Below are 23,452 nucleotides of genomic sequence, written 5' to 3' on the forward strand. Positions count from 1 at the left end.
CTTCTTGTTTCTCCTTATTTTTGTATTCGACTAAGAATCTCTTATAAAGAAAGGAAAGATCATGAAACGAATTATTCTGTATTGCGCCTTTCTCGCCGGCATGGTCGGAACCAAAGCGCAAGAAACCGCAACGACCTACAAAGATAAACAGCCTTACAAAAGTTGGGTAAGGATGGCTGCGAAACTGGACGATGACTTCTTCAAGACCGCTGAGGCCATACGCATTGCCGACAATGTATTGCTATATCAGCATACCACCGGCGGATGGCCGAAGAACGTCTACATGCCTGCCGAATTATCACCGAAAGAGCTGGAGGATGTGCTCCATGCCAAAGACGACGTAAACGAAAGCACGATAGACAACAGCGCCACCAGCACGGAGATACGCTATCTTTCACGCACTTATCTGGCCACGCAGATAGAGAAATACAGAGATGCAGCCATCGAGGGCATACGCTACATCCTGAAGTCGCAGTATGCCAATGGAGGTTTCCCGCAATTCTGGCCGCGCTCCAAAGGTTACTATACCCACATCACCTACAACGACAATGCAATGATAAACGTGATGAAGCTGCTGCGCGAAGTCTACGAAAAGCAGGCGCCTTATACTTTCGTCACTGACAGCCTGTGCCGGCAAGCCCGCGCAGCCTTCAATAAAGGAGTGGAGTGCATCCTGAAAACACAAGTCCGTCGCAACGGGAAACTCACCGTATGGTGCGCCCAGCACGATGAACACACGCTGGCTCCGGCCAAAGCCCGTGCCTACGAATTGCCTTCATTGAGCGGTGCCGAATCGGACGACATCATCCTGCTGCTGATGTCCATCCCCCAACCCTCCAAGGAAATCGTCACTGCCGTAGAAGCAGCCGCAGATTGGCTCAAGGAGAGCAAGATCGTCGGCATGAAGCAAGAGAGCTTCATCAACAGCCAAGGTAAGAAAGATTATCGCATGGTTCCCTGTTCACAGGATGATGCCGATTGCCCCGCGCTTTGGGCACGCTTCTATACGCTGGAAGATAATCGTCCTTTCTTCTGCGACCGCGACGGCGTGAAGCGCTTCGACATCTCCGAGATAGGTTACGAACGGCGCAACGGTTACAGTTGGTTTAACGATGGTGGGCAAAAAGTGCTGAAAAAATATGAGAAGTGGAAAAAGACACTGAACAAGAAATAAGGAGGCTGTCCCTTAAGTGTGGGGACTCCTTCCCCAAAGTGTGGGAAGAGCTTCCTTAAAGTGTGAGCTTATACCTGCCAAAGTGTGGGATTACGACCCGCCAAGTGTGGGCTTGCAACCCATAAAGTGTGGGAGCACGATGACGGAAGTGAAAAGAGACAAACTTTCTAAGTCGACCTCCCCCGACCTGTCGTTCGGTGGGGGAGGTAACAACATATGGAAAAGCCTGTTATAATGACAGGGTTACTTGCTGCAATTCCAAGGCTTCAACTGTTTGAAGAAGTCATTCCCCTTATCATCTACCAGAATAAATGCCGGGAAGTTTTCCACTTCAATCTTCCAGATAGCCTCCATGCCCAGCTCGGGATATTCCACACATTCAATGCTCTTGATGTTGTTCTGCGCCAAGATAGCAGCAGGACCACCGATAGAGCCGAGGTAGAAGCCGCCATACTTCTGGCAAGCATCCGTCACCTGCTGGCTGCGATTACCCTTGGCAAGCATGATCATGCTGCCGCCGTGGCTTTGGAACAACTCTACGTAAGAGTCCATACGTCCGGCCGTAGTCGGGCCCATGGAACCGCAAGCCATGCCTTGAGGAGTTTTGGCAGGACCTGCATAGTAGATAGGATGATCCTTGATGTATTGCGGAAGGTCTTCTCCCTTATCCAAACGTTCTTTCAGTTTGGCATGCGCAATGTCGCGGCCCACGATGATGGTTCCGTTCAGCGATAGGCGGGTAGATACCGGATACTTGGTCAGTTCTTTCAATATCTCGGCCATCGGACGGTTCAGGTCAATCTTCACCACATCGCCCTCTCCTGCCTGACGGAGTTCTGCCGGAATCAGTTCGCCCGGATTACTGTCCAACTTCTCGATCCAGATACCTTCTTTATTGATTTTACACTTGATGTTACGGTCGGCAGAGCAGGAAACACCCAATCCCACGGGACAAGAAGCACCGTGACGCGGCAAACGGATGATGCGTACGTCGTGGGCCATGTATTTACCGCCGAACTGTGCGCCGAGTCCTATCTTATGAGCCTCTGCCAACACTTCTTTTTCCAGCTCTACATCGCGGAAAGCACGGCCGAATTCATTGCCCGTAGTAGGCAGATTGTCGTAGAAACGGGTAGAAGCCAACTTCACCGTCAACAGATTCTTCTCGGCAGACGTACCGCCGATGACGAATGCAATGTGATAAGGAGGACAGGCCGCAGTGCCCAGCGTCTTTATCTTCGAAATGAGAAAGGGAACAAGCGTCTCAGGGTTCAGAATAGCCTTTGTCTCTTGATAGAGGTACGTCTTATTGGCCGAACCGCCGCCTTTGGTCACGCAAAGGAACTCATACTCCATGCCTTCCGTGGCTTCGATATCAATCTGTGCCGGAAGGTTGCACTTCGTGTTCACTTCCTCATACATGGTGAGCGGAGCATTCTGGGAATAGCGGAGGTTTTCTTCCGTATAGGTCTTGTAAACACCCAAAGAGAGAGCCTCTTCATCGCAATAGCCCGTCCACACCTGCTGTCCTTTTTCGCCATGGATAATGGCAGTACCCGTATCCTGGCAGAAAGGAAGCACGCCTTTAGACGCTACTTCGGCATTGCGCAAGAAAGTCAATGCCACATATTTATCATTATCGCTCGCTTCGGGGTCGCTCAAAATCTTGGCCACTTGCTCGTTGTGCGAACGGCGCAACATGAACGACACATCACGGAAAGCCGCGTTTGCCATAGCCGTCAGACCTTCTTTCTCAATCTTCAGGATGGGCTTTCCTTCAAACTCGCTTACTGAAACATAATCTTTCGTAAGCAGATAATACTCGGTAGTATCTTTCCCTTTCTCGAACATGGGCTGATACTTGAACGGAGGTGTTGCCATAATTACTCGTTTATTTTTAAGTTAGTTAATCGCTGCACAAAAGTAGTGCGAACCAAACGGGAACAATCTCATGTATGTCATGCCTCGAATGTCGCTTACTTTCACAAAGCAAAGGTAAGAACTATTATTGAAATATTTCTTTAATCAGAGTAAAAATGATGCCCTGCATCCGGAGAGAAGAGGCGCATTTGCCTACATCACCTTTTTCATCCGTCCTATCAGTTCGTCGCCCAATGCCGTTTTCACCTCGATATGCTTCAGTACGGCCGTAACGAAAGGATTGCTTTCAAAGTCGCCACGTACCTGCTCAAAGTCGAGTTCCTTTTCAAGGCGCGAGCCGTCAGCACCAAATCCGGTCATCGAAGCCAGCGAGAATTCTTTCTTGGCGTCTTCGTAAACCATACGGTCCAGACCGACCACGGCTTCCTTCCACTTTTCTACGATGCGGACAATATCTTCCGCCGTCATCTGCTCCGGATGAATACCGTAAAATTCTTCCAGCTTTTCGTATGCCCACGTCCACTCATACGTATAATAGTTGGTATGCATCTTTTCAAACTCGGCGTTGATATACTTCAGCCGGTTCACCGCTCCCGACTCAATGCCGTCTATCAAAGCGTCTATCTCGCTTTTCGGAGCAATCAGCCCGGAGATGTCCACCCACTCGCCGCTCCCCACAAGCGTATCGGGCTTCAAGCGGGCACGTATCTCTTCGTCGCTTTGAAAGCCAGTCCCTTCCAGACGTTTGATGACTGAATTTCCAAGAAACTTATGAATGGCAATCTCGTAGAACTTAAGTCCCTTGTTCAGTGCAGAGTTACGGATTTTTGCACTATGAAAAGAATAGATATCGGAAAGCTCTCCACTGGCATGGCGCAGGTTGAGCAACGTTTCCCGTCCCTTGAACATCTTCTGTACGGTGTAGGGACTGAGGAGATTGTAGTTAATGTAATCCAGTTTGTTGGTGTCAGTGCGTCCGTCACGCTTCGGCCATTTCTGTGCGTCACGGATAGTGCCCACACTACGCAGGTTGACACCCGGCACAAGATAGGTCGTATTGTTCTGTTCTATCAGATAGGAGAAAGGCAGATTCGAAGTATCAGAATGGTTGACGTGGCGCCCCATGACCAGGGAGAATGCCCCTACCCTTGCCGGCCACAAGATATACGAATCCGATGTGGTCTTCGCGCCACGTTCCAACGTTCCCTGATGAATAGGCCCCAGCTTATACATGTGGTTGCTCTGGTTGGATCCCGAACCGGCATTCATGAACGAGAACATACCGGCAATCAGCAACGTGGACTTATGATGAGTAACCGTGAACGGCCCGGCAAAAATAGAACATGCCTCACCGTTTTCTCCCTGACAATTACTGAAGAACAGTGAGTCCGAAGCGGAATAATTATGTCCCAGCCGGCATGCTTGCCCAATGAAACAGCGACTCAGCATCGCCCCGTCATCAACATGCGAACCGGAAGAGATGATGAAGTCATCGCAAATCACCCCGTGCCCGATGTGCACCGGTGCCACTTCATTGCTGTTGATGCTCCCGTTATACAAGCGGCATGTTCCGCAAATGCGGCAATAGTCGCCCACACGGACATTCTTGATGGAGCCGGTGTTCAATATCATCACATGGCTGCCTATGCTCCCCACGGCAGAAGCGTGCTTATTGGAATAGAAGTCTGTGATTTCTTTCATCCGTGCTATCAGTTCCGGACGATGGCGATAAAGAGCCATGATGTAAGCCTGATGCGCCGACAGCTTGTCACTGATAAGCACCTCGCGCCCTCCCGTCTCGTTCAGGACGGAGACTTCCACCCCGTTGCCGAACTTCGATACTCCGTCCACAAGGATAATATCCACATTCTCGATAAAAGTATCGTGGCCTATCTCGTAATTGGCAATGTAGTTCTGGATATTCTCAATGCAACAATTATCTCCCACGGTAACGTTATGCAACGTCACATGCCGCAGGCCGGAATGCTTCTTTATTCCTCCCGGCAAAGTAAATTCCGACCGGAACACTCCTAAACGCACCTCTCCCGAGAAACGGGTATGGTGCACGAACTCCGTTGCAAACTCTTCGACAACGGTCACTTTTTCCCAATCATCAGCCAGACACGACTGGCTTTTCAAACGAAGCACTTCGGCTTCGGTCAATTTTCTATAACTCATACGGATTTAATGAAAAAGGAAAGCTTCTTTTCAACTTTCCAAGGATTATTCTTCGTCTCCGTAGACCTGATAAAGAAAATCGTTGTAGGGGTACTTCTGCACATGCAGTTCTTTCACACGTCCGTAAACCACACTTTTCAGTTCCTCCATGTTGATTCTTTCACGGGCGGAGATAAAGAGGCAACTATCCTCCATCTTCGCCATCCACGTCTTCATCAGTTCTTCGAGTGTTAAGTTTTCTTTTGTTTTGGGGGTAAGGTCGTCAGTCGCTTTCTCCACGTAGGTGTAAGCGTCTATTTTATTGAACACAAGTACCATGGGCTTTCCAGCGGCGCCGATGTCGGCCAATGTCTTGTTCACAACTTCTATCTGTTCTTCAAAATCGGGATGAGAAATATCGACGATATGCAGCAGTAAATCGGCTTCACGCACCTCGTCGAGGGTGGACTTGAAGGAATCCACCAAATCAGTGGGCAACTTGCGGATAAAGCCCACCGTATCGGAAAGCAGAAACGGGAGATTCTCGATAATCACCTTGCGCACCGTAGTGTCCAGCGTGGCAAACAGCTTATTCTCGGCAAACACTTCGCTTTTCGAGAGCAACGTCATCAGCGTCGACTTGCCTACGTTGGTATATCCCACCAACGCCACACGAATCAGCCGTCCACGGTTCTTGCGCTGCGTGGATTTTTGTTTGTCTATCTCGGCCAAACGTTCTTTCAGCAAAGACATACGGTTGAGGATGATACGACGGTCCATTTCCAACTGTGTCTCACCCGGTCCGCGAAGTCCCACAGACCCCTTACCGCCTCCGGCACCGGAGCCACCTCCCTGACGCTCCAAGTGTGTCCACAAGCGTTGCAGACGAGGGAGCATGTATTTGTACTGCGCCAGTTCCACCTGTGTTTTAGCATTGGCTGTCTGCGCACGCATGGCAAAGATGTCGAGAATAAGCGAAGTTCTATCCAGAATCTTAACCTTCAGTTCCGCTTCAATATTCCGTATCTGTTTGGCAGAGAGTTCATCGTCGAAAATAACCATCCCCACCTCACGTTCAGCCTCTTCTTCGTTCTTGATATATTCTTTTATCTCGGCCAGCTTACCCGTGCCCACGTAGGTCGCCGAATGAGCCTGGTCCAGTTTTTGGGTAAATCTTTTCACCACTTCCGCCCCGGCTGTCTCAGCCAAGAATGCCAGCTCGTCAAGGTATTCGTTGGTCTTGCGCTCGTCCTGCGTCTTCGTGATAAGACCCACCAATACCGTTGTTTCGGCCTGCACCTCGGAAATTACAAATTCTTTCATTTACTATACCTTATATTATATATATTCCAATTTTAATGGCCACAAATATAAGGATTTCTACAGAATCTTTCAGCAAGGTTATTATTTAATTCGGAGATTGCTTGGTATTTGTCAACAAGAGGGTTGGGCAAGAAGAGAAAGTAGGAACTTTAGACTACAAAATGCGGATTATGTAGCCCTTTAGTTCTCATTTATGAAAACTAAGAGAAGATACATAATCCGCATCCCCCAAAAATACTAAGATTGCTTGATATACCCTCCACTTGCACAGTTTTCCATTTCTACAAATAGAAACAGGAAGTGGAGGCTTTACCTATACAATATCTCAAAGCAACGATAACAAATTTATTTATTTGCGTCCTTTAATTCATCATTATAGTCTGTTTCATTTAAAGGCACATCCCAAGTCCATTTGTTCACACCATCAGCAGGAATAAGCTTAGCAATGGAGATATGAGCATTACCGCCTTCAGCAAATCCCTTACGATCTACTGGACGATTCCATCTCTTATAGTCGCTCCAAGCAAATCCTTCACCCCAAAGTTCAAGTTCGCGATAATCCATAATCTCATTCCAAAGGTCATTACCCGTCTTCTCACAAGTATATTTAGGATTACGCCCTGAAGTAGCATTCAGCTCTACCAAAGATGCCTGAGCGGCAGTTTCGTTCTTCAAGAAGTAGTTGGCTTCTGCTTCAATCAGCACCATCTCCGATGAACGGATGAAAGGCAAGTAGCTCACACCCGGAGTATCGAATACATAGAACTTAAGCTGGCCACCCAAATACATATAACCTGCCTGATAAGGAGCTTCAAGTCCTGAAACAGCCATTTTTTTGCAATAAGCAGCAGCGGCAGCTCTTGCTTTTGCCGCATCAGCTCCCTTTGTGTTTCCTCCAAAGATACCATAAGTCTGATCAATAGCTGAGGTGTTAGTAAAGTTAAATTCAGGGAACTTATCTTCAGTCAAGAACAAAGCCTTACGGGCATCGTTATCAGGAATACGGTTGATGAGATGACGTCCGATGGCACCCGCCCCGGTTTTAGCGTTATTGGCATAATATCCGTTGCACGAGAATTGAGTTCCATAACTCCAATACCAGTTATTCTCCTGTGCACTGCCGAAGCTACCGAAAATCCATTCACTTGTCGGGTTACAGAATCCGGCATGATATTCCGCATTCGACATGAGCGGGAAGTTTTGACGAGCCAGTTTGGCTTCCGACACAGCCTTAGAATAATCTTGCTTGGCAAGGGCGGCACGTGCATATACGGCGTGAGCCACATTGACATTCGGTATCCAGACATTACCCTCGGCACGGTCTTTTCCACTCTTATTGAACAATTCGATTGCCTCATCAAGATCTTTATAGATTTGAGCATAGGTTTCACCCAGTGTAGCATACTTTTGTCCACCAGTAGTTTCATCCAAACGGAGCACGATTCCCTGTGAAGTTCCGTTACCGGAATCTTGCCAACGCCAGCAGTAGTAACGAACCAATTTTTCAAAAGCATAAGCACGGAAAGTCAGAGCCGACGCTTTAATGAAGTTCTTCTCTGTTTCCAATCCTGCCGCATTGTCTATATTGACAATGATTGTGTTGGCATTGCCCACAATGGTATAATAGTAATACCATGCATAGGCATCGTAGATAGAGTTGGTGCGTGAATGGAACTCTTGATTGTGAATAGGTGCCCATCCGGAAGCGTAGAGATTATAGAGATAATTCTCGCTCGGATAGTTCTCATAATGAGAGATGACATTATTTTCTCCCGCAAAGCCCTGTCTGAACGGTGAGTGCTGTGTGGTCATAATCTTGGCGACACCATTCAAGGCTTTCATGGCATTGGCCGTAGTACCGACAGCATCAGCTGCTCCCGTAGAATCTGTGGGAGCCGTATCCAGAAAGTCACCGGAGCAGGACGATACCAACATCATACCGGCCAACAGGCCACCGGCAAACATTTTATTGATAAAATTCTTCATTTCTAATACAAATTTAAGTGGTTATACCTTTAAAATTTCACAGTCAGGCCTAAGTTATATACTCGAGCCGTTACATATGTATCATCTGATCCACCGCTAAATGAATACTGCGGATTGAGTCCCTTGCGAGAAGTCAGCGTAAAGAGGTTCTCAACACCAGCAGTTACAGACAAGCCTTCAAGGTTCATGCTTCTCAACCAGCGTTTGGGCAGGCTGTAAGAAAGATTCAAGTTCTTGAAAACAAGATAAGAAGCACTTGTCAGCCAACGGTCGCTCACCGCATTCAGGTCTGAAGAGCTATAGAAGTCTGCACGAGGCAGCCCATTGGCATCGATACGGTTGGAAGAAGTCTCTGTGATACCGGCAGGAGCTTCTTTCCAAGAGTTCAGAATATCTACGTGCATAGCACTACCAGATGCGCCAGATTCAGAAACACTCATCAAAGATCTGTACACGCCATCATTAGTCTTTCCACCCAAAGAATAGGTGAACAACATGTTCAAATCCCAGTTCTTCCATGAGAGACCTGTGCTGACAGAACCAAACACGGTAGGCAATGCGCTTCCCGCCCATTCACGCTTAGCATAAGAGGTAGCAGTTGCATATTCCACTCCGTTGATAGAGCTCAAGGCACCAGCCTCAGCAGCTTTCTCTTTTTTCTCCGGATCCAATGTATAAAGAGACGTACCGGTCAACTGATCCACTCCTTCGAAATGATATGTATAGAATTCATAGATAGAGTGTCCTTCAGAGTAGTTCTGCATACCGTTCAAGATATCCTTGCCTTCAGGAAGCTTTACAATCTTGTTCTTCAAGAAAGTGGCATCCATGCCTACTTTCCATTTCCAGTCGTTATCGTTGATGATATCAGCCTTCAAAGAAATTTCCCAACCGCGGTTAGAGATTGTACCGATATTCTTGTATTGCGTCATGTTCATCAAGCTTCCCCAGGGATAAGAACCTGCGGAGAGCGGCAGACGTACTTGGAACAACAGGTCTTTTGAGCGTTTGTCAAAATATCCAATCTGGAAGTCCAGACGATCGAACAAACGGCCTTCTACGGCGATGTCTACAGTCTGAGTGGTTTCCCATTTGATGTCGGGAGCGGCAAGGGCCTGCTTCACCAAAGCCGGGTCACCGGCATTCTTCTCGATGGAGTAAAGAGCCATGTGTCCATAAAGAGTAACCCCCATGTTATTTCCCACTTCACCATAAGAAGCGCGCATCTTCAATGTATTTACCCAGTCCACATCTTGCAAGAAAACTTCTCGTTTCATGTTCCAGCTGGCTCCCACGGAGTAGAAGTTACCCCAACGGTTGTCTTTGTGGAAGCGTGAAGAGCCGTCGCGACGGAATGAACCTTCCAGAAAGTAGCGGTCATCGTAGTTATATTTCAAGCGAGCCAGATAAGATTCAGTCTTGTCTTCATCATCATACCCTTCGAAGTAGGAGTTTTTCAGGAAGTTCCCGATAGTAAGGTTTCCATCTACCGCCATACCGGTATTCATGCCGCGAGTGAATTTACGTTCCCAGCTATAAGTTTCATGAGCCGCCATAGCCTCGAAATTGTGTACATTGTTGAATTTGTAGTCCCAATTCAAGATTTGCTGCAAAGTCACAGTTCTGTACTGGTAAGCACGTGATGTCAAACGTCCACCGTTCGTGGCTCCATCACCAATCTCGGGGTTGTTGAACTTCTGATAGTTCGTAGTACTGTTGTTCAAGTCGCCTTTCAAGGTAAACGATATTCCATAAGGCAGAGACACTGTGGCAAAAGCCTGTCCGCCCAATACGTTACGTACTGACTCCTCTTTATCTTTCAGCAACTCGTATGCAATGTTGCGGTTGTTCAAATAAGGAGAAACGGTATCATGCATTTTGTTTCCGGCCTCATCCAGTTTGTAAGTACCATCAGCATTGTGCAGATACAGAGGATACACGGGAGCCATGTAACGAGTAATATAGAAAGGATTGGCATACATGCTTCCCGAAGCGTTACTGTTATAGTTACGCTTGGTCCAAGAACCATTAAGATTCACACCACCCTTAAACCATGAGTTGGGTGTATAAGAGGTGTTGATACGACCAGAGTAGCGCTCGTAGTCAGCAGCTTCCACGTAACCTTTTTCTTTCAGATAACCAACAGAAGAATATACATTATATTTATCACCGGAAGTAGCGGCAGATAAGTTATAGTCTTGGCGATGTCCGTTGCGTTTCTGCCAATCAAGGTCGTCATAACCAGCCAGACGAGCGGCAATCAATTTTCCATTAGCATCAAACAGTTGGTCGTCAGCTGCATTGTAGATGTTACGGCCGATTGATTCGCTCATAACGTGTGCTGTGGCATAGGCAGCCGCTTCAGTTGCCGACATTCCTTTGTTAGTCATCATGGCATTCTTTTTAGCCATCCAAGTAGCTTCCATCCAACGGTCGGCATCCAGACGGTCATATTCAGGAATACCTCTGTTATAGATACCCTGATTCATTTGCAGCGTGATGCTCGGCTTGCTGGAGTTACGTCCTTTTTTGGTAGTGATAAGAACCACACCATTAGCGGCACGGTTACCATAAAGTGCGGCCGAAGCGGCATCCTTCAAGATGGACATGCTCTCGATATCGTTAGAGTTCAATTCCGCCATGTTACCATCAAAAGGCACACCGTCCACCACATACAGCGGAGATGTTGCTCCTGATACCATAGAACCAAAACCGCGGATACGGACGCTCGGAGCTGCGCCCGGCTCACCATAGGTATTGTTCACCTGTACGCCCGGAGCTGCACCTTCAAGTGCACCCGTCACACTCGTTGTAATACGTTTTTCGATTTTCTTATTATCCACCACGGATATAGAACCAGTCAACGATTCCTTCTTGGCTGTACCATAAGCTACAATCACTACTTCATCAATAAGTTCGGTGTTTGCTCGCAGCACAACCTTCACACTCGGTTTTACAGCCACCTCCTGTGTCTGCATGCCAATAAACGAAATCTGCAAAGTCTTTGCGGTACTTGGTACATTCGATAATTCAAACTTTCCATCTACATTGGTAATAGCACCGATCTGTGTACCTTTCACCAATACAGAAGCTCCAATAACCGGCTGCCCGTCTTCTTCAGAGGTTACAACACCCGTAACCTTCTGGGTTTGGGCAGTTACCAAGCCTATCCCAACAAAAAGACAGGCCAATAACAGCATTAATTTTCTTTTCATAAATTCTCTCTTAAAGTTTAACTTTACATTAATTGTTTCTTTACTCTAACAAAATGCAAATATATTAATAAAACTGAATTAGACAATTATTTTATTGAAAAAACCTTGTAAATCTGTCTTTTTGTTAATGCGTATGGCTGTTTTATGCTTTTAAGCATGTTTTTTACCTTTAAAAGATCCAAAAACAAGAAGACGGCCTATCATAATGCACCCCCGCATTTGGCGAAAGACTCTGCTTTGTATACACTTTTTATATCAATAAGGTTAAAAAAACAGGCCGGTGGCTTGTGAAATATGCTTCATGCACTGATAATTCGGCTTCGTAGTCCAAGTAGCAGGAATCCCGGATAACCGTTATCTTTCCCATAAATACCCTAAAGTTTCACCCATTCTTGTCGAGATGAAACTCTACTTCCCATTACTACTGAAGCTACTTCCCACTACGAGTGAAGCGGCTTCAGTAGTAATGGGAAGTGGCTTCACTCGTAATGAGAGACAAGGTTTCATTCTATGCGAAGATGAGGGTGTGTCAAAACTCAATTTTAATCCAGATGAACTTTTGATTTGAAAGTTGAACATCCCTAAAGGCAAAAAGAAGAGTTGTATCATTACTCGAAACAGAGCTTGATACGACTCTTTTTAGGTCTTATAGTTACATTCTGTAACTTTTCGGAGAGGTCATTTTAGTTTTGACACACCCTCATGCCACATAAAACCGGAAAGAATCCCTGATGACGGTTTGTTGAAGGAAATGCCGCATAATTGCAATGCAAATTCTAAAAAACTGAAGAGATGAATAAGATTACTTACCGTTTAGTGTACAACAGGAAGAAGCGCCTGAACAGGCAAGGGATGGCCTTGGTGCAAGTGGAAGCCTATCTGAAAAACAAGAAAAAGTACTTCTCTACCGGAGTTTATCTGAAACCGGAGCAGTGGGACACCGCCAGATGTGTAGTGAAAAAGCACCCGAATGCAGATGCCCTGAATCGCTGGATACAGCAGTATGCAACAGAGATAGAAAAGAAAGAACTGGATATGTGGCGGCAAGGAAAGCGCATTTCTCTGGAGTCGTTGAAAGACGGCTTGAGCGGCAACAGCAATTCTGCGTCTTTTCTGCATTTCTTCAAACAAGAAGTAGAAAATTCCACGTTGAAAAAGAGCAGCAAGAGCAACCACCTCTCTACGCTTGCACTACTGGGGGAGTTTAAAAAGGATCTCTGCTTTGCCGACCTGACTTTCGAGTTTATCACTTCGTTCGAATGCTTCCTGCGCTCCAAAGGTTACCACATCAACACGATAGCCAAGCACATGAAACACCTTAAACGGCAGGTCAATATAGCAATCAACAAGGGTTACATGGAAATGAGGGAATATGCTTTCAGAAAATATAAGATTAAAACCGTGGCCAACAAACACACCCACCTCACTCCGGAAGAGCTGGAACGGCTGGAGCACCTGCCCCTTATGGGGAAAGCCGCCAAGTACAGGAAGACGCTGGATGCGTTTCTCTTTTGCTGCTATACGGGAATACGATATTCCGATTTCATCAATCTCTCTTCGGATAACATAGTAGAAATATATCGGGAAACATGGCTGGTTTATAGAACCGTCAAAACCGATACGGAAGTCAGGCTTCCCCTTTTTCTTCTTTTCGGCGGGAAAGCGCTCGGGATATTGGATAAATACAAGGATGCCCCGGATTGTTTCTACCAACTGAAAAACAATTCCAACGTGAACAAGGAGTTGATTATGCTTGCACGCTTGGCTAATTTAGGAAAAAGGATATCTTTCCATACCGCCCGCCATACCAACGCCACCTTATTAATATATAAAGGTGTAAACATCACTACGGTGCAGAAGCTGCTCGGCCATAAGAACCTAAAAACCACCCAGGTTTATGCGGATGTGATGGATATGACCATCGTACAGGATTTGAAAAAGAACTCGGAACATCCGATTAATGAACCGGGTAGATGCACTCACGACAAATAGCCTCATGACAATTGTCGGCTGTCGGTTGGCTTACAAAGTGTTACATCTGAAAGTCGGTAAAGGGTGGGTAGATAAAATGTGTTGCCGGGGCACAACCGTGTTCTGTGGAGCCATGCTCGATAAATGTTCCGGATGAAAATCGAACAGGCTCTTCTCGTTTTCTTAAGGCAGACAAGCAGATTGCCGTATATGACATAGTACCGCAAAGACTTTGCAGATTTCATTCATTGGTATGCAGACACAGGAGGTGGCTATAAAACCGAATGTGAGAGTCGTGATGAAAGCGGAAGCTGAGCAATTGGAAGAGGTTATGGTTGTGGCTTATGGCACAGCGAAGAAATCTTCGTTTACGGGATCGGCTTCGACTGTATCCTCCAAGTCCATAGAAAAACTTCAAGTGTCCAATGTCAGTAGGGCTTTGGAAGGTGCTGCGCCGGGTGTGCAAGTAGCCATGCAGTCCGGTCAGCCGGGCGAGAGTGCCACTGTACGTATTCGAGGCATCGGGTCTATCAATTCTAGTGCAGCCCCATTGTATGTGGTAGACGGCATGCCCTATGACGGAAGTATTTCGGCTATCAATCCTTCTGATATTGAGTCCATCAGCGTACTGAAAGATGCCGCCTCCACTTCACTTTATGGCTCGCGTGCTGCCAATGGAGTTGTGGTAATTACCACTAAAAGGGGGAACTCGCAGAAATCAAAAGTAACTCTTGATGCCCGTATGGGAATAAACAGCCGAGGTATTCCCGAATACGACATCATGAAATCACCGGGTGAATATATGACTACTTATTGGACTGTACTCAAGAATCAATTGGGGTCAGGTGAAAAAGCTTCTGCCGGACTTTTCGGAAAATTGGGTTACAATCCTTATGATACTGACAACGGGGCGATTGTAGACACTAACGGTAATCTTACTTCCGCAAAATTGTTGTATCAAGACGATTGGGAAAAAGAAGCCATCTCAAATGGAACACGTCAAGAATATACTTTAACCGTACAAGGTGGTTCGGACAAGTCGACTCACTTCTTGTCGTTGGGATATTTGGATGATGAGGGTATTATTTCCAATTCGGATTACACCCGCTTGTCTCTTCGTGCCAGCGGTGATTATACAGTGAATGAGTTTATCAAGCTGAACGGTAGTGTGGCTTATGCGCGCGGTGAGCAGAACAGCCAAGCAATTAGTGGTCTAAGCAATTATGTGAACACATTTATGTTTACACAATATGTAGCTCCCATTTATCCGGTGTATGCTTACGATGGAAAAGGAACTCCTGTTTATAATGAAGATGGAAGCAGACGTTATGATTTTGGTGATGGAACTTATGGAAACCGAGCATGGGGATCCAATCAGAATGTTGTTGCATCCGATGCCGCTAACCAGAATCAAATTATCAGCGACAATGTCAGTAGCCGTTTTGGCGTCAATATTACATTTCTGAAAGACTTCAAGTTTTCGGGAAATATGGGTTACGACATGACTAACCAAATGCAGAATCGCTTTATGACACCTTCTTTCGGCGATGCTGCTGCTTCGGGAGGACGTGGTTATAAATATCGTACCCGCTCACAGACTTACACCATCAACGAATTGTTGAATTATACCAAGGAAATAGCCGGCAAACATCATTTGGATATATTGGTAGGCCACGAAAACTATAAGTATATGTATAATTATTTGTATAATGCCAAGACCAAATTCTTCGATGATCTTGTACCGGAATACTCCAATGCCATCACCATGGAGGATATGAATTCTTATTCAAATGAGTATACCATTGAGTCTTATTTGGGACGCTTGAACTATGATTACGACGACAAGTATTACTTCTCCGGCTCACTCCGCCGCGATGGTTCTTCCAGATTTGCCAAAGACAATCGTTGGGGTACGTTCTGGTCATTGGGCGGCTCTTGGCGAATATCGAAAGAAACCTTTATGGAGAACGTTTCTTGGATAAGTAACCTGACATTGCGTGCCAGCTATGGCAGTGTAGGTAATGATGACATCTATTATCCTACCACTACCACCAGCAATTATTATGCCTACAAAACCCAATATTCCGTATCGAATTCTGACGGTAGTTTTGCGGTATCCAAATATTATCACGGTAACCCTGATTTGACTTGGGAAACCTCTTACAACTTCAATGTGGGCTTGAGTGCAAGTCTGTGGGACAATCTGCTGAATATCGATTTTGAGTATTTCAACAAAAAAACGGAAGACATGTTGTACAATGTGCCCCAACCTATGTCTTCCGGCCTGTCATACATTTCGAAAAATGCATTGACTATGACCAACAAGGGCTTTGAATTCACTTTGGGCATTAATATCCCTATGCCGAGAGATATGAAATGGAACTGGACCTTGACAGGAACGCACTACAAGAACAAGGTGACCGATATACCTGAAGATAAGCGTGAAGCCGGTATCACTCACAGTACTTACTATAATATCCGCGAAGGAAAGAGTGTATATGATTTCTATTACTACCGTTATGCCGGTTTGGACGAGAAAGGGCATTCACTGTGGTATCGAGATAGTAAAGACAAAGAAGGGAATATCACATTGGAAACGACAGATGACTATAGTAAGGCCACTAAATATTATATCGGTACGGCTCTTCCCGACTTCCAAGGTGGCATTAGCACAGAGTTTTCGTGGAAAGGGCTTGACTTCTCCATCGCCGCGAATTATCAGTTGGGCGGAAAAATCTACGACAGCATGTATGCCAGCTTGATGCATGCGGGTAGCGATGCAGGTCGCAATTGGCATCAGGATATACGGAATGCATGGAGTGAAACGAATACAACAAGTAATATTCCGGTATTGAATGGTAACCAGAATGCCAACACGTTCTCCGACCGTTTCCTCATCAGCGCTACTTTCTTTAATATCCGCAACATTACGTTGGGATATACTTTCCCGAAGTCATGGTTGAAGCCGGCTGCTATCGAAAATGCGCGTATTTATTTTGCCGCAGATAATGTTGCTCTTTGGTCGAAACGTAAAGGTATGGATCCACGCCAATACATTTACGGCCAGTCACAAGCCAACTATTCGGCAATTCGTTCAATATCTGTAGGACTTTCTTTAACATTCTAAAAACAAGACTTATATGAATCTGAGAAATATTATATTCAAAGGTATTGCATTCAGTGCTATTGCGCTGACTGTGTCTTGCTCCGATGATTATTTGGAGACGAACCCTACCCGTTATCTGGAAGAAGAGACGGTAACTGCAACTATGCAGAAAACACCTACAAAGGTACAGGCTTATGTCACTGGTGCCTACATGAATTTATACATTGGAGGTGATTATCATATCGGTCATGACGATTTTGGACTCCCTGCAATCAAATTGGCTACGGACTTGTTTTGTGAGGATATCGCCTATAACAGAGATGCTCATTTCTTTTGTTACGACTACCAATTGGATAACAGGCAGGGTAACTACAGACGTACAAGAAGCACTTGGAATCAGTTATACTCAGTGATAGACAACGCCAATACCATCATTTTGATGCTGAAACCTACAGATGGAGGACAACCGGGAAGTAAAGAGGCCAAAATCATGTTGGGCGAAGCTTACTCTTTACGTGCCTATTGCTATTTTTGGCTGATAAATCTATGGCAACATCCGTACAGTGTGGCAGCCGATAAGCCCGGTGTACCATTGAAAACGGAAGAAGTATATCGTCAGGAACGTGTTCCCGTAAAAGATATTTATACCCAAATCCTCAGCGACATAGAGAAAGGCTATGGTTACCTGAAAGGAGAAAAATTCCATAATGGGAAAGTGGGCTTGTCTGAATATGCAGCGGCGGCAATATATGCTAACATTTTGATGTTTACAGGTGACTATGCCAATGCGGCTAAATATGCCGAAGCTGCCGCAGCCGGAGGTTCTTTTAACTCCGAAAGCGATATGCTGGGAGGATTCAACTCCTTGGATATGCCGGAGGTTATTTGGGGATACAATGTAACTACCGAAACTACTGGATATTATGCCTCTTTCTTCTCGCATGTAGACGCTTATATGATTGGCTATGGAGGTAAAGTCGGCTTCCGCAAACTTATCGCTTCGGACTTGTATGATAAGATAGCCGAGAACGATATTCGCAAAAAATGGTTTGGCTATGATGCGGCTTACAATAAGTTGAAAGTCAACTACGGCTATGAAGAATCCGGCAAATTGACACCATATATACAGAATAAGTTCAGAGATACTTATATGACCGGAGCAAGTACAGAAGCCTTTACTTCTGCAATAATTTACTTCCGCAGTGGCGAAATGTATTTTGTAGCAGCTGAAGCTTATTATTTGGCTGGTGATGAGGCAATGGCAAAGAATATGTTGAATGCGGTGATGGCAACCCGTATCCCCGGCTATTCATGCTCTGACAGTGGTGAAGCTCTGTATCGGGAAATTTGTTTACAGAAACGTATCGATACATGGATGGAAGGTAATCGCTATCTTGATGCTAAGCGCCGCGGCGAGACAATAGATCGTTCGACTAGTACAAATCATGCCGTTGATTTGCCGCAGTTCAAGGCAGTGACGTATTCTTCACGCGATTTTCGCCTGATTTATCATATTCCAGATACTGAGATGGAGAACAATCCTTCTATTACGAAGAATGATGATAATGAATAATAACTTGTTTTAGAAGAGTTTTCCTGGATTATCTGTGCAGGAGACTTTTATAAGGTCATTAACAAATTGAACTGCCCAAGAAGTTAGATAATTTTTGGGGCAGTTCAAATTGTTAATGACTCATCATTTCGGACATTCGAAGAAAACGTCAAATACAATCTTTCGATATATCCATCAATCTGGATTTGACATCGCTGACAAAACACTCCACTGCAATAACCATCAGAATAAGTCTCATCAAGCGCATCATCACATCGTTTCCCGTTTCGCCCAACACTTTCACCAAGTGCGTCGAAGCACCCAAAACAAAGAAAGTCAACAAATAATTCAAAGCAATCTACCTATCAGCCCCTTTCATCTCAAAGGTATAGGCATCCTGCATCAGCACAATGGCGTTGGCTATGGCAGCCGACCCACAAAGCATCGGAATGCCAAGCGGAGTGTGGAAATGTCATCGGCATAAGTCTTTATCTCTTCATCTTTCAGCTTCATAGGCGTGTAACGGCCTGCAGCATATCAAAACCTATTTTAACCAGAACTCGATATAGGCCACCATACTCCCTGGTTAACTTGTTTTAACTGCAAAGGTAGAATTTACACTAAATAATTATGATTGTGCAAATCTAAAGTATTCTAAGACCAAGACAGTCTTTAGGATTTACATTGTAACAAATTTATTAGTAACAACATTGTTACTAATAAAAATATTACCTACCTTTACATCAGAATAATATCTGAAGATTTATGGAGAATAAGCCTTTTATATTCGGTATTGCAACATCGGGCGATAATTTTACCGATCGGGAGAAAGAAACGGAACGTCTACTATTGAATTTTCAACACGGCATAAATACGGTGCTGATTTCTCCCCGCCGTTGGGGTAAGACTTCTTTAGTGCAGAAAGCGTGCCGCTTGGCACAATCCGACAAATTGAAGGTTGTGTATCTTGATATATTCCCGTGTCGCAGCGACAGAGATTTCTATGACGCATTTGCGACCGCCGTTCTTAAACAAACATCTTCCAAGCTGGATGAGTGGCTTGAAAATGTCAAGTTATTCCTTTCGCGTATCAGCCCCAAAATATCAATAGGCACTGATCCGATGACGGATTTCTCCATTTCACTTGAAATGAATCCCAAAAGCGACGATATTGATGAGATTCTGCAACTCCCCGAAAAAATAGCGCAAAAAAAAAGTTGTAAGATTGTTGTATGCATCGATGAATTCCAACAGATTGCCGAATTCAAGGATTCGAAGACTTTTCAGAAGCGGTTACGTTCTGTATGGCAACTACAAAAGTCAGTATCTTATTGTTTGTTCGGCAGTAAAAAGCACTTGATGAATGAGCTTTTTGAAAAAAGAAGCCTTCCGTTTTATAAATTCGGCGACGCTATTTATTTGCCCAAAATCGGAACTTCAGATTGGATTGATTACATCTGTGGCCGTTTTGCTGCTACAGGTAAACAAATCTCAAAAGAATTGGCCGAAAAAATATGTCAAAGAGTGGACAACCATTCTTCGTATGTGCAGCAGTTGGCATGGTTGGTATGGGTGCATACGGACAAAGTCGCCACAGAGCAGGACTTCAAGATGGCATATCAGGATATTATTGACCAAAACACACCGTTGTTTGAAAAACAGACCGAGAGCCTTACGACTTATCAGATGAATTTCTTAAAGGCCATTATTGATGGCGTCCATAGCGAGTTTACCACACAAGAGGTTTTGCAGAAATATCAACTTGGTTCGTCGGCAAATGTCAGTATCGTAAAGAGGGCATTGATTAAAAAAGAACTTATAGAGATTGAGAAGCGCCACGTTATCATCCCGGATCCGGTGATGAAAGTGTGGCTACAAAAGGAATTGAAAGCGTGACGCCCGGCAAAGGTTTGAGAGCTTGATTTCAGGTCTGCTTTTCAAATGCCTGAGATTACGACAAGGTTAATAACACATCATTAGACCTGAATTCGGGATAGGCGGTTCCTTCTTCTAAAGATGAGGGGCTGCATCCTATCGGTCAGATATTTCTTGAATGCACCGGTTTACAATGGTTAGGCAGAAGAGAAAAGAGCCTTTTACGTCGAGCGCCCTCCCCCCCTGTTTTGACAGCTGCAAGCCTTTGTCATGACAGACGCAAGTGTCCAAGCCGACAGACACAAGTTCCTGACGTGACAGACACAGGTGTTTGAGCCATCAGACACTTGTGTCTGACAGGGTAGGAGTAAACGTCTGATAACCAATGGAATTTTACTTTAAAACACAAGTATCCGTGTAAGGTTATCGACCTGCTTCTTGTCCTGAACTCAGGTATCATTAGATACGGTAAAGGTAAAAGCAATAACAAGTCAGAGGCAGCCCTGCTGAAAGAAGCCGGAGGTTACAACATTCCCTCATCACTGAAGCTGTAATAGCGACCATCCGTAACAACTACATGGTCGGCCAGATGTATGTTCATGGTCTGCGCGCCTTTTTTCACTTGTTCCGTCAGGCGTTTATCGTCTATGCTGGGGCGTGTGCTGCCCGAAGGGTGATTATGGATGAGGATAATCTGTGTGGCACGCCGCAACAAAGCTTCGCGTAGGATGGTTCGTACGTCGGCAGTCGTTTGATCGATACCTCCGCGACTGATGCGCACCTTGTCTATCACTTTGGAAGTCTGATTCAGAAGCAATACCCAAAACTCCTCGGTGGCAAGGTCGCATAGCAAAGGATGGAACAGCTCATAGACATCTGCCGATGAACGGATGACGGCGCGTTCGGAACACTCCTGTAATTTACGCCGTTTACCCAATTCAAGGGCAGCCATTACGGTGATGCTTTTGGCAAGCCCCAAACCCTTGAAACGGGAAAAGTCATGTACTTCCCATTTACTCAACCGGTTAAGGTCATTGCCACAGGCAGCAAGTACCCGCTGCATCAGAGCTACGGCACTCTCTTCCGTATTGCCCGATCCGATAAGTATGGCAAGCAGTTCGGCGTCACTCAGAGCCTCCGCCCCTTTCTGCATCATTTTCTCCCGCGGGCGATCCTCTTCTGCCCACTGATTGATATTCAGCTTATTCATACCGTATGCTTATTATCTCCGCCGCCTTTGTTGTGACTATTTATAGAAGCTCCTCTTAAAAGCCTCAAACTCTCCTCTTCCCAATACGCAACAATTCCACCAAGCCAGCCAAAAGCCCGTCCCATAGCCAACAAGTTGGACAAAAGAAGCGGCAATGGAATAGATACCGATGCGCAGACTTCGATTTCGGATGGTAGAATCCGCACAGACCAACAGAGCATAGGCAACGATAGGCATCAGACTGTACAAGCAGAAAGGCACACCTGACAACAGTATAACCAAGCCCAATGTGAATGCTGCCGGCAACAAGTGGACTATCTTCAACGATTCAGGATATTTTTTATACAGATTGATACGGGCAATGCCGGAGTTATGTACTTGTTTGAAGAACTTCTTCAAGTCCGTCCGACGTTTGTGATATACCCATGCTCCGGGAAACAGGCGGCACGTATATCCTGCCTTGAAGATGCGGATACTGAAATCAATGTCCTCGCCGAAACGCATCTTAGAGAAACCATCCAAGGCTTGATAGACGTCTCGCCGCACTCCCATATTAAAACTTCTGGGATAGAATTTGTCCATCTTCTTTTTTCCTCCGCGTATGCCGCCGGTGGTGAAGAAAGAAGTCATGGAATAGTTTATGGCTTTCTGCATGTCGGTAAAGGAGTGGTGCGCACGATCCGGGCCACCGAAGGCATCGGCGGGCTTGCACTGCAATTCATCTTCCACAGCGGTGAAATATCCTTCGGGCAGAATGCAGTCGGAGTCCAGAATAATCAGATACTCACCATTACTGCGCTCTGCGGCATAGTTGCGTGTCTGTCCGGGGCCGGAATTGGGCTTATTATAATAATGTATATCCAGCTTTCCTCGGAATTTCTCCACGATGTCCCGACAAGGAAGAGAAGAGCCGTCTTCCACTATAATCACTTCAAAATCGGTGTAACTCTGGCGGATAAGACTTTGCAGCAACTCGTCCACTTCGTCCGGACGGTTGAAAACGGGGATAATGACTGAGTATCTCATAGCGTTTGTTCTTTAGCGACGAACAAAGGTAATGGAAACCCGGCAATAATGGAAATCCGGCAATAAAAAAAGCAGCCTGCCCAAAAAAGTTATGGACAAGCTGCCGAGCGAATTACAAACTGTACAAAGAAATTATGCTTTTACGCGGCCTACGTAAGAACCGTCGCGAGTGTCTATTTCAATGGTCTCGCCTTCGTTAATGAACAAGGGAACACGAACGGTTGCCCCCGACTCTACGGTTGCAGGCTTCAAGGTATTGGTTGCCGTGTCACCTTTCAGCCCCGGCTCAGTGTAAGTAACCTTCTGCTGAACCTTTACCGGCACATCAGCATAAAGCACGGTCTCGGTTGTGGCGTCCGATACCACGTCTACCACCATGCCTTCAAGCAAGAAGTCTACACCGTTGATGAGGTCGTGGGTGATAGGTACTTGTTCGAAAGTTTCCTGATGCATAAACTGGTAATAGTCACCATCGTGATAGAGATATTGGTGCGGGCGACGCTCCACGCGTACGTCCTCCAGCTTTTCACCGATGTTGAAACGACGTTCGAGCACATAGCCGTTCACTACGTCTTTCAACTTAGTGCGCATAAAGGTGTTACCTTTTCCCGGCTTTACATGCAGAAAGTCGATACAGAAATAAAGCTTGCCGTCCATGCGGATGCAAGTCCCGATTTTAATGTCTTGGGCATTAATCATACTTATAGTCTTTATATTATTTATAGTTTACTTTGTTTGTTGGAATTGCTTCACAGCTGCAAAAGTAATGGAAATCGACAAAAATCACAAAAACTTTTGAGAGAAAATGAGTTATCTCTTGGTTTATTTGAAAAAAGTCCCTATTTTTGCAGCCCGAATTCGTGAGAATAATAACATAAAACAAGTTCCTATGTTTAAAATCGGAAGTGACGGATAACATAATATAGCCCTAAAAAAGCTATACCATTATAGTTAACTTTGTAAGTGATAACAACAA

At 45.4% G+C, this 23,452-nt stretch carries 13 protein-coding genes and 1 pseudogene; 5 read left to right on the plus strand and 9 right to left on the minus strand.

The window, feature by feature from the left end; translation table 11 throughout:
* Window positions 1-61: 61 nt before the first annotated feature.
* Window positions 62-1,174 carry a pectate lyase gene (gene pelA, locus EV202_RS06925; protein ID WP_131926321.1) on the plus strand — a complete coding sequence of 371 codons (1,113 nt, stop codon included), beginning with the start codon at window positions 62-64 and terminating at the stop codon, window positions 1,172-1,174.
* Window positions 1,175-1,417: 243 nt separating this feature from the next.
* Here pelA and EV202_RS06930 read toward each other — a convergent pair whose 3' ends face one another.
* The 5 genes from EV202_RS06930 to EV202_RS06950 all read right to left on the minus strand — a co-directional run bounded on the left by EV202_RS06930 (window position 1,418) and on the right by EV202_RS06950 (window position 11,736).
* Complete coding sequence (locus tag EV202_RS06930) at window positions 1,418-3,055, minus strand: fumarate hydratase (RefSeq protein WP_106069228.1); 1,638 nt, start codon at window positions 3,053-3,055, stop codon at window positions 1,418-1,420.
* A 192-nt stretch (window positions 3,056-3,247) separates the two neighbouring features.
* Window positions 3,248-5,233, minus strand: a complete 1,986-nt coding sequence (locus EV202_RS06935) for a DUF4954 family protein (RefSeq protein ID WP_165899402.1) — start codon at window positions 5,231-5,233, stop codon at window positions 3,248-3,250.
* A gap of 45 nt (window positions 5,234-5,278) precedes the next feature.
* Window positions 5,279-6,535 (minus strand): GTPase HflX, encoded by a 1,257-nt coding sequence (gene hflX, locus EV202_RS06940; protein ID WP_131926325.1) that lies wholly within the window; start codon window positions 6,533-6,535, stop codon window positions 5,279-5,281.
* Between the two features lie 345 nt (window positions 6,536-6,880).
* Window positions 6,881-8,521, minus strand: a complete 1,641-nt coding sequence (locus EV202_RS06945; RefSeq protein ID WP_131926327.1) for a RagB/SusD family nutrient uptake outer membrane protein — start codon at window positions 8,519-8,521, stop codon at window positions 6,881-6,883.
* 29 nt (window positions 8,522-8,550) lie between these two features.
* Entirely contained in the window at window positions 8,551-11,736 is a 3,186-nt protein-coding gene (locus tag EV202_RS06950; protein ID WP_165899403.1) for a SusC/RagA family TonB-linked outer membrane protein, read from the minus strand.
* A gap of 792 nt (window positions 11,737-12,528) precedes the next feature.
* Here EV202_RS06950 and EV202_RS06955 point away from each other — a divergent pair.
* The 3 genes from EV202_RS06955 to EV202_RS06965 all read left to right on the plus strand — a co-directional run bounded on the left by EV202_RS06955 (window position 12,529) and on the right by EV202_RS06965 (window position 18,386).
* Window positions 12,529-13,728, plus strand: a complete 1,200-nt coding sequence (locus EV202_RS06955) for a site-specific integrase (RefSeq protein WP_131926329.1) — start codon at window positions 12,529-12,531, stop codon at window positions 13,726-13,728.
* 211 nt (window positions 13,729-13,939) lie between these two features.
* A complete protein-coding gene (locus EV202_RS06960; RefSeq protein ID WP_131926331.1) occupies window positions 13,940-16,834 on the plus strand; it encodes a SusC/RagA family TonB-linked outer membrane protein in 2,895 nt (964 codons plus the stop codon).
* Window positions 16,835-16,847: 13 nt separating this feature from the next.
* A complete protein-coding gene (locus EV202_RS06965; RefSeq protein ID WP_131926333.1) occupies window positions 16,848-18,386 on the plus strand; it encodes a RagB/SusD family nutrient uptake outer membrane protein in 1,539 nt (512 codons plus the stop codon).
* 148 nt (window positions 18,387-18,534) lie between these two features.
* On the opposite strand, the pseudogene EV202_RS06970 reads toward EV202_RS06965, so the two are convergent.
* Window positions 18,535-18,925 (minus strand): annotated as a pseudogene (locus tag EV202_RS06970) (MarC family protein); the annotation flags it as partial.
* A 205-nt stretch (window positions 18,926-19,130) separates the two neighbouring features.
* On the opposite strand from EV202_RS06970, the gene EV202_RS06975 reads away from it, so the two are divergent.
* Complete coding sequence (locus tag EV202_RS06975; protein ID WP_125239913.1) at window positions 19,131-20,261, plus strand: AAA family ATPase; 1,131 nt, start codon at window positions 19,131-19,133, stop codon at window positions 20,259-20,261.
* A 502-nt stretch (window positions 20,262-20,763) separates the two neighbouring features.
* Here the strand turns inward: EV202_RS06975 and radC are convergent.
* The 3 genes from radC to efp form a co-directional block, all read right to left on the minus strand.
* Window positions 20,764-21,450 (minus strand): RadC family protein, encoded by a 687-nt coding sequence (gene radC, locus EV202_RS06980; RefSeq protein WP_131926335.1) that lies wholly within the window; start codon window positions 21,448-21,450, stop codon window positions 20,764-20,766.
* 36 nt (window positions 21,451-21,486) lie between these two features.
* Window positions 21,487-22,476, minus strand: a complete 990-nt coding sequence (locus EV202_RS06985; protein ID WP_131926337.1) for a glycosyltransferase — start codon at window positions 22,474-22,476, stop codon at window positions 21,487-21,489.
* Window positions 22,477-22,608: 132 nt separating this feature from the next.
* Entirely contained in the window at window positions 22,609-23,175 is a 567-nt protein-coding gene (gene efp / locus EV202_RS06990) for an elongation factor P (protein WP_106069239.1), read from the minus strand.
* Window positions 23,176-23,452 lie beyond the last annotated feature (277 nt).

Origin of the sequence: Prevotella heparinolytica (assembly GCF_004342845.1) — a bacterium.
In the GTDB taxonomy this organism is placed as follows: Bacteria; Bacteroidota; Bacteroidia; order Bacteroidales; family Bacteroidaceae; genus Bacteroides; species Bacteroides heparinolyticus.

What these genes read in the sequence shown, in the direction of transcription:
- EV202_RS06950 (WP_165899403.1), bottom strand. Translation starts at nt 11,736, where the DNA reads ATGAAAAGAAAATTAATGCTGTTATTGGCCTGTCTTTTTGTTGGGATA.
- EV202_RS06965 (WP_131926333.1), top strand. Translation starts at nt 16,848, where the DNA reads ATGAATCTGAGAAATATTATATTCAAAGGTATTGCATTCAGTGCTATT.
- EV202_RS06975 (WP_125239913.1), top strand. Translation starts at nt 19,131, where the DNA reads ATGGAGAATAAGCCTTTTATATTCGGTATTGCAACATCGGGCGATAAT.
- EV202_RS06945 (WP_131926327.1), bottom strand. Translation starts at nt 8,521, where the DNA reads ATGAAGAATTTTATCAATAAAATGTTTGCCGGTGGCCTGTTGGCCGGT.
- efp (WP_106069239.1), bottom strand. Translation starts at nt 23,175, where the DNA reads ATGATTAATGCCCAAGACATTAAAATCGGGACTTGCATCCGCATGGAC.
- EV202_RS06985 (WP_131926337.1), bottom strand. Translation starts at nt 22,476, where the DNA reads ATGAGATACTCAGTCATTATCCCCGTTTTCAACCGTCCGGACGAAGTG.
- EV202_RS06935 (WP_165899402.1), bottom strand. Translation starts at nt 5,233, where the DNA reads ATGAGTTATAGAAAATTGACCGAAGCCGAAGTGCTTCGTTTGAAAAGC.
- pelA (WP_131926321.1), top strand. Translation starts at nt 62, where the DNA reads ATGAAACGAATTATTCTGTATTGCGCCTTTCTCGCCGGCATGGTCGGA.
- EV202_RS06930 (WP_106069228.1), bottom strand. Translation starts at nt 3,055, where the DNA reads ATGGCAACACCTCCGTTCAAGTATCAGCCCATGTTCGAGAAAGGGAAA.
- EV202_RS06955 (WP_131926329.1), top strand. Translation starts at nt 12,529, where the DNA reads ATGAATAAGATTACTTACCGTTTAGTGTACAACAGGAAGAAGCGCCTG.
- radC (WP_131926335.1), bottom strand. Translation starts at nt 21,450, where the DNA reads ATGAATAAGCTGAATATCAATCAGTGGGCAGAAGAGGATCGCCCGCGG.
- hflX (WP_131926325.1), bottom strand. Translation starts at nt 6,535, where the DNA reads ATGAAAGAATTTGTAATTTCCGAGGTGCAGGCCGAAACAACGGTATTG.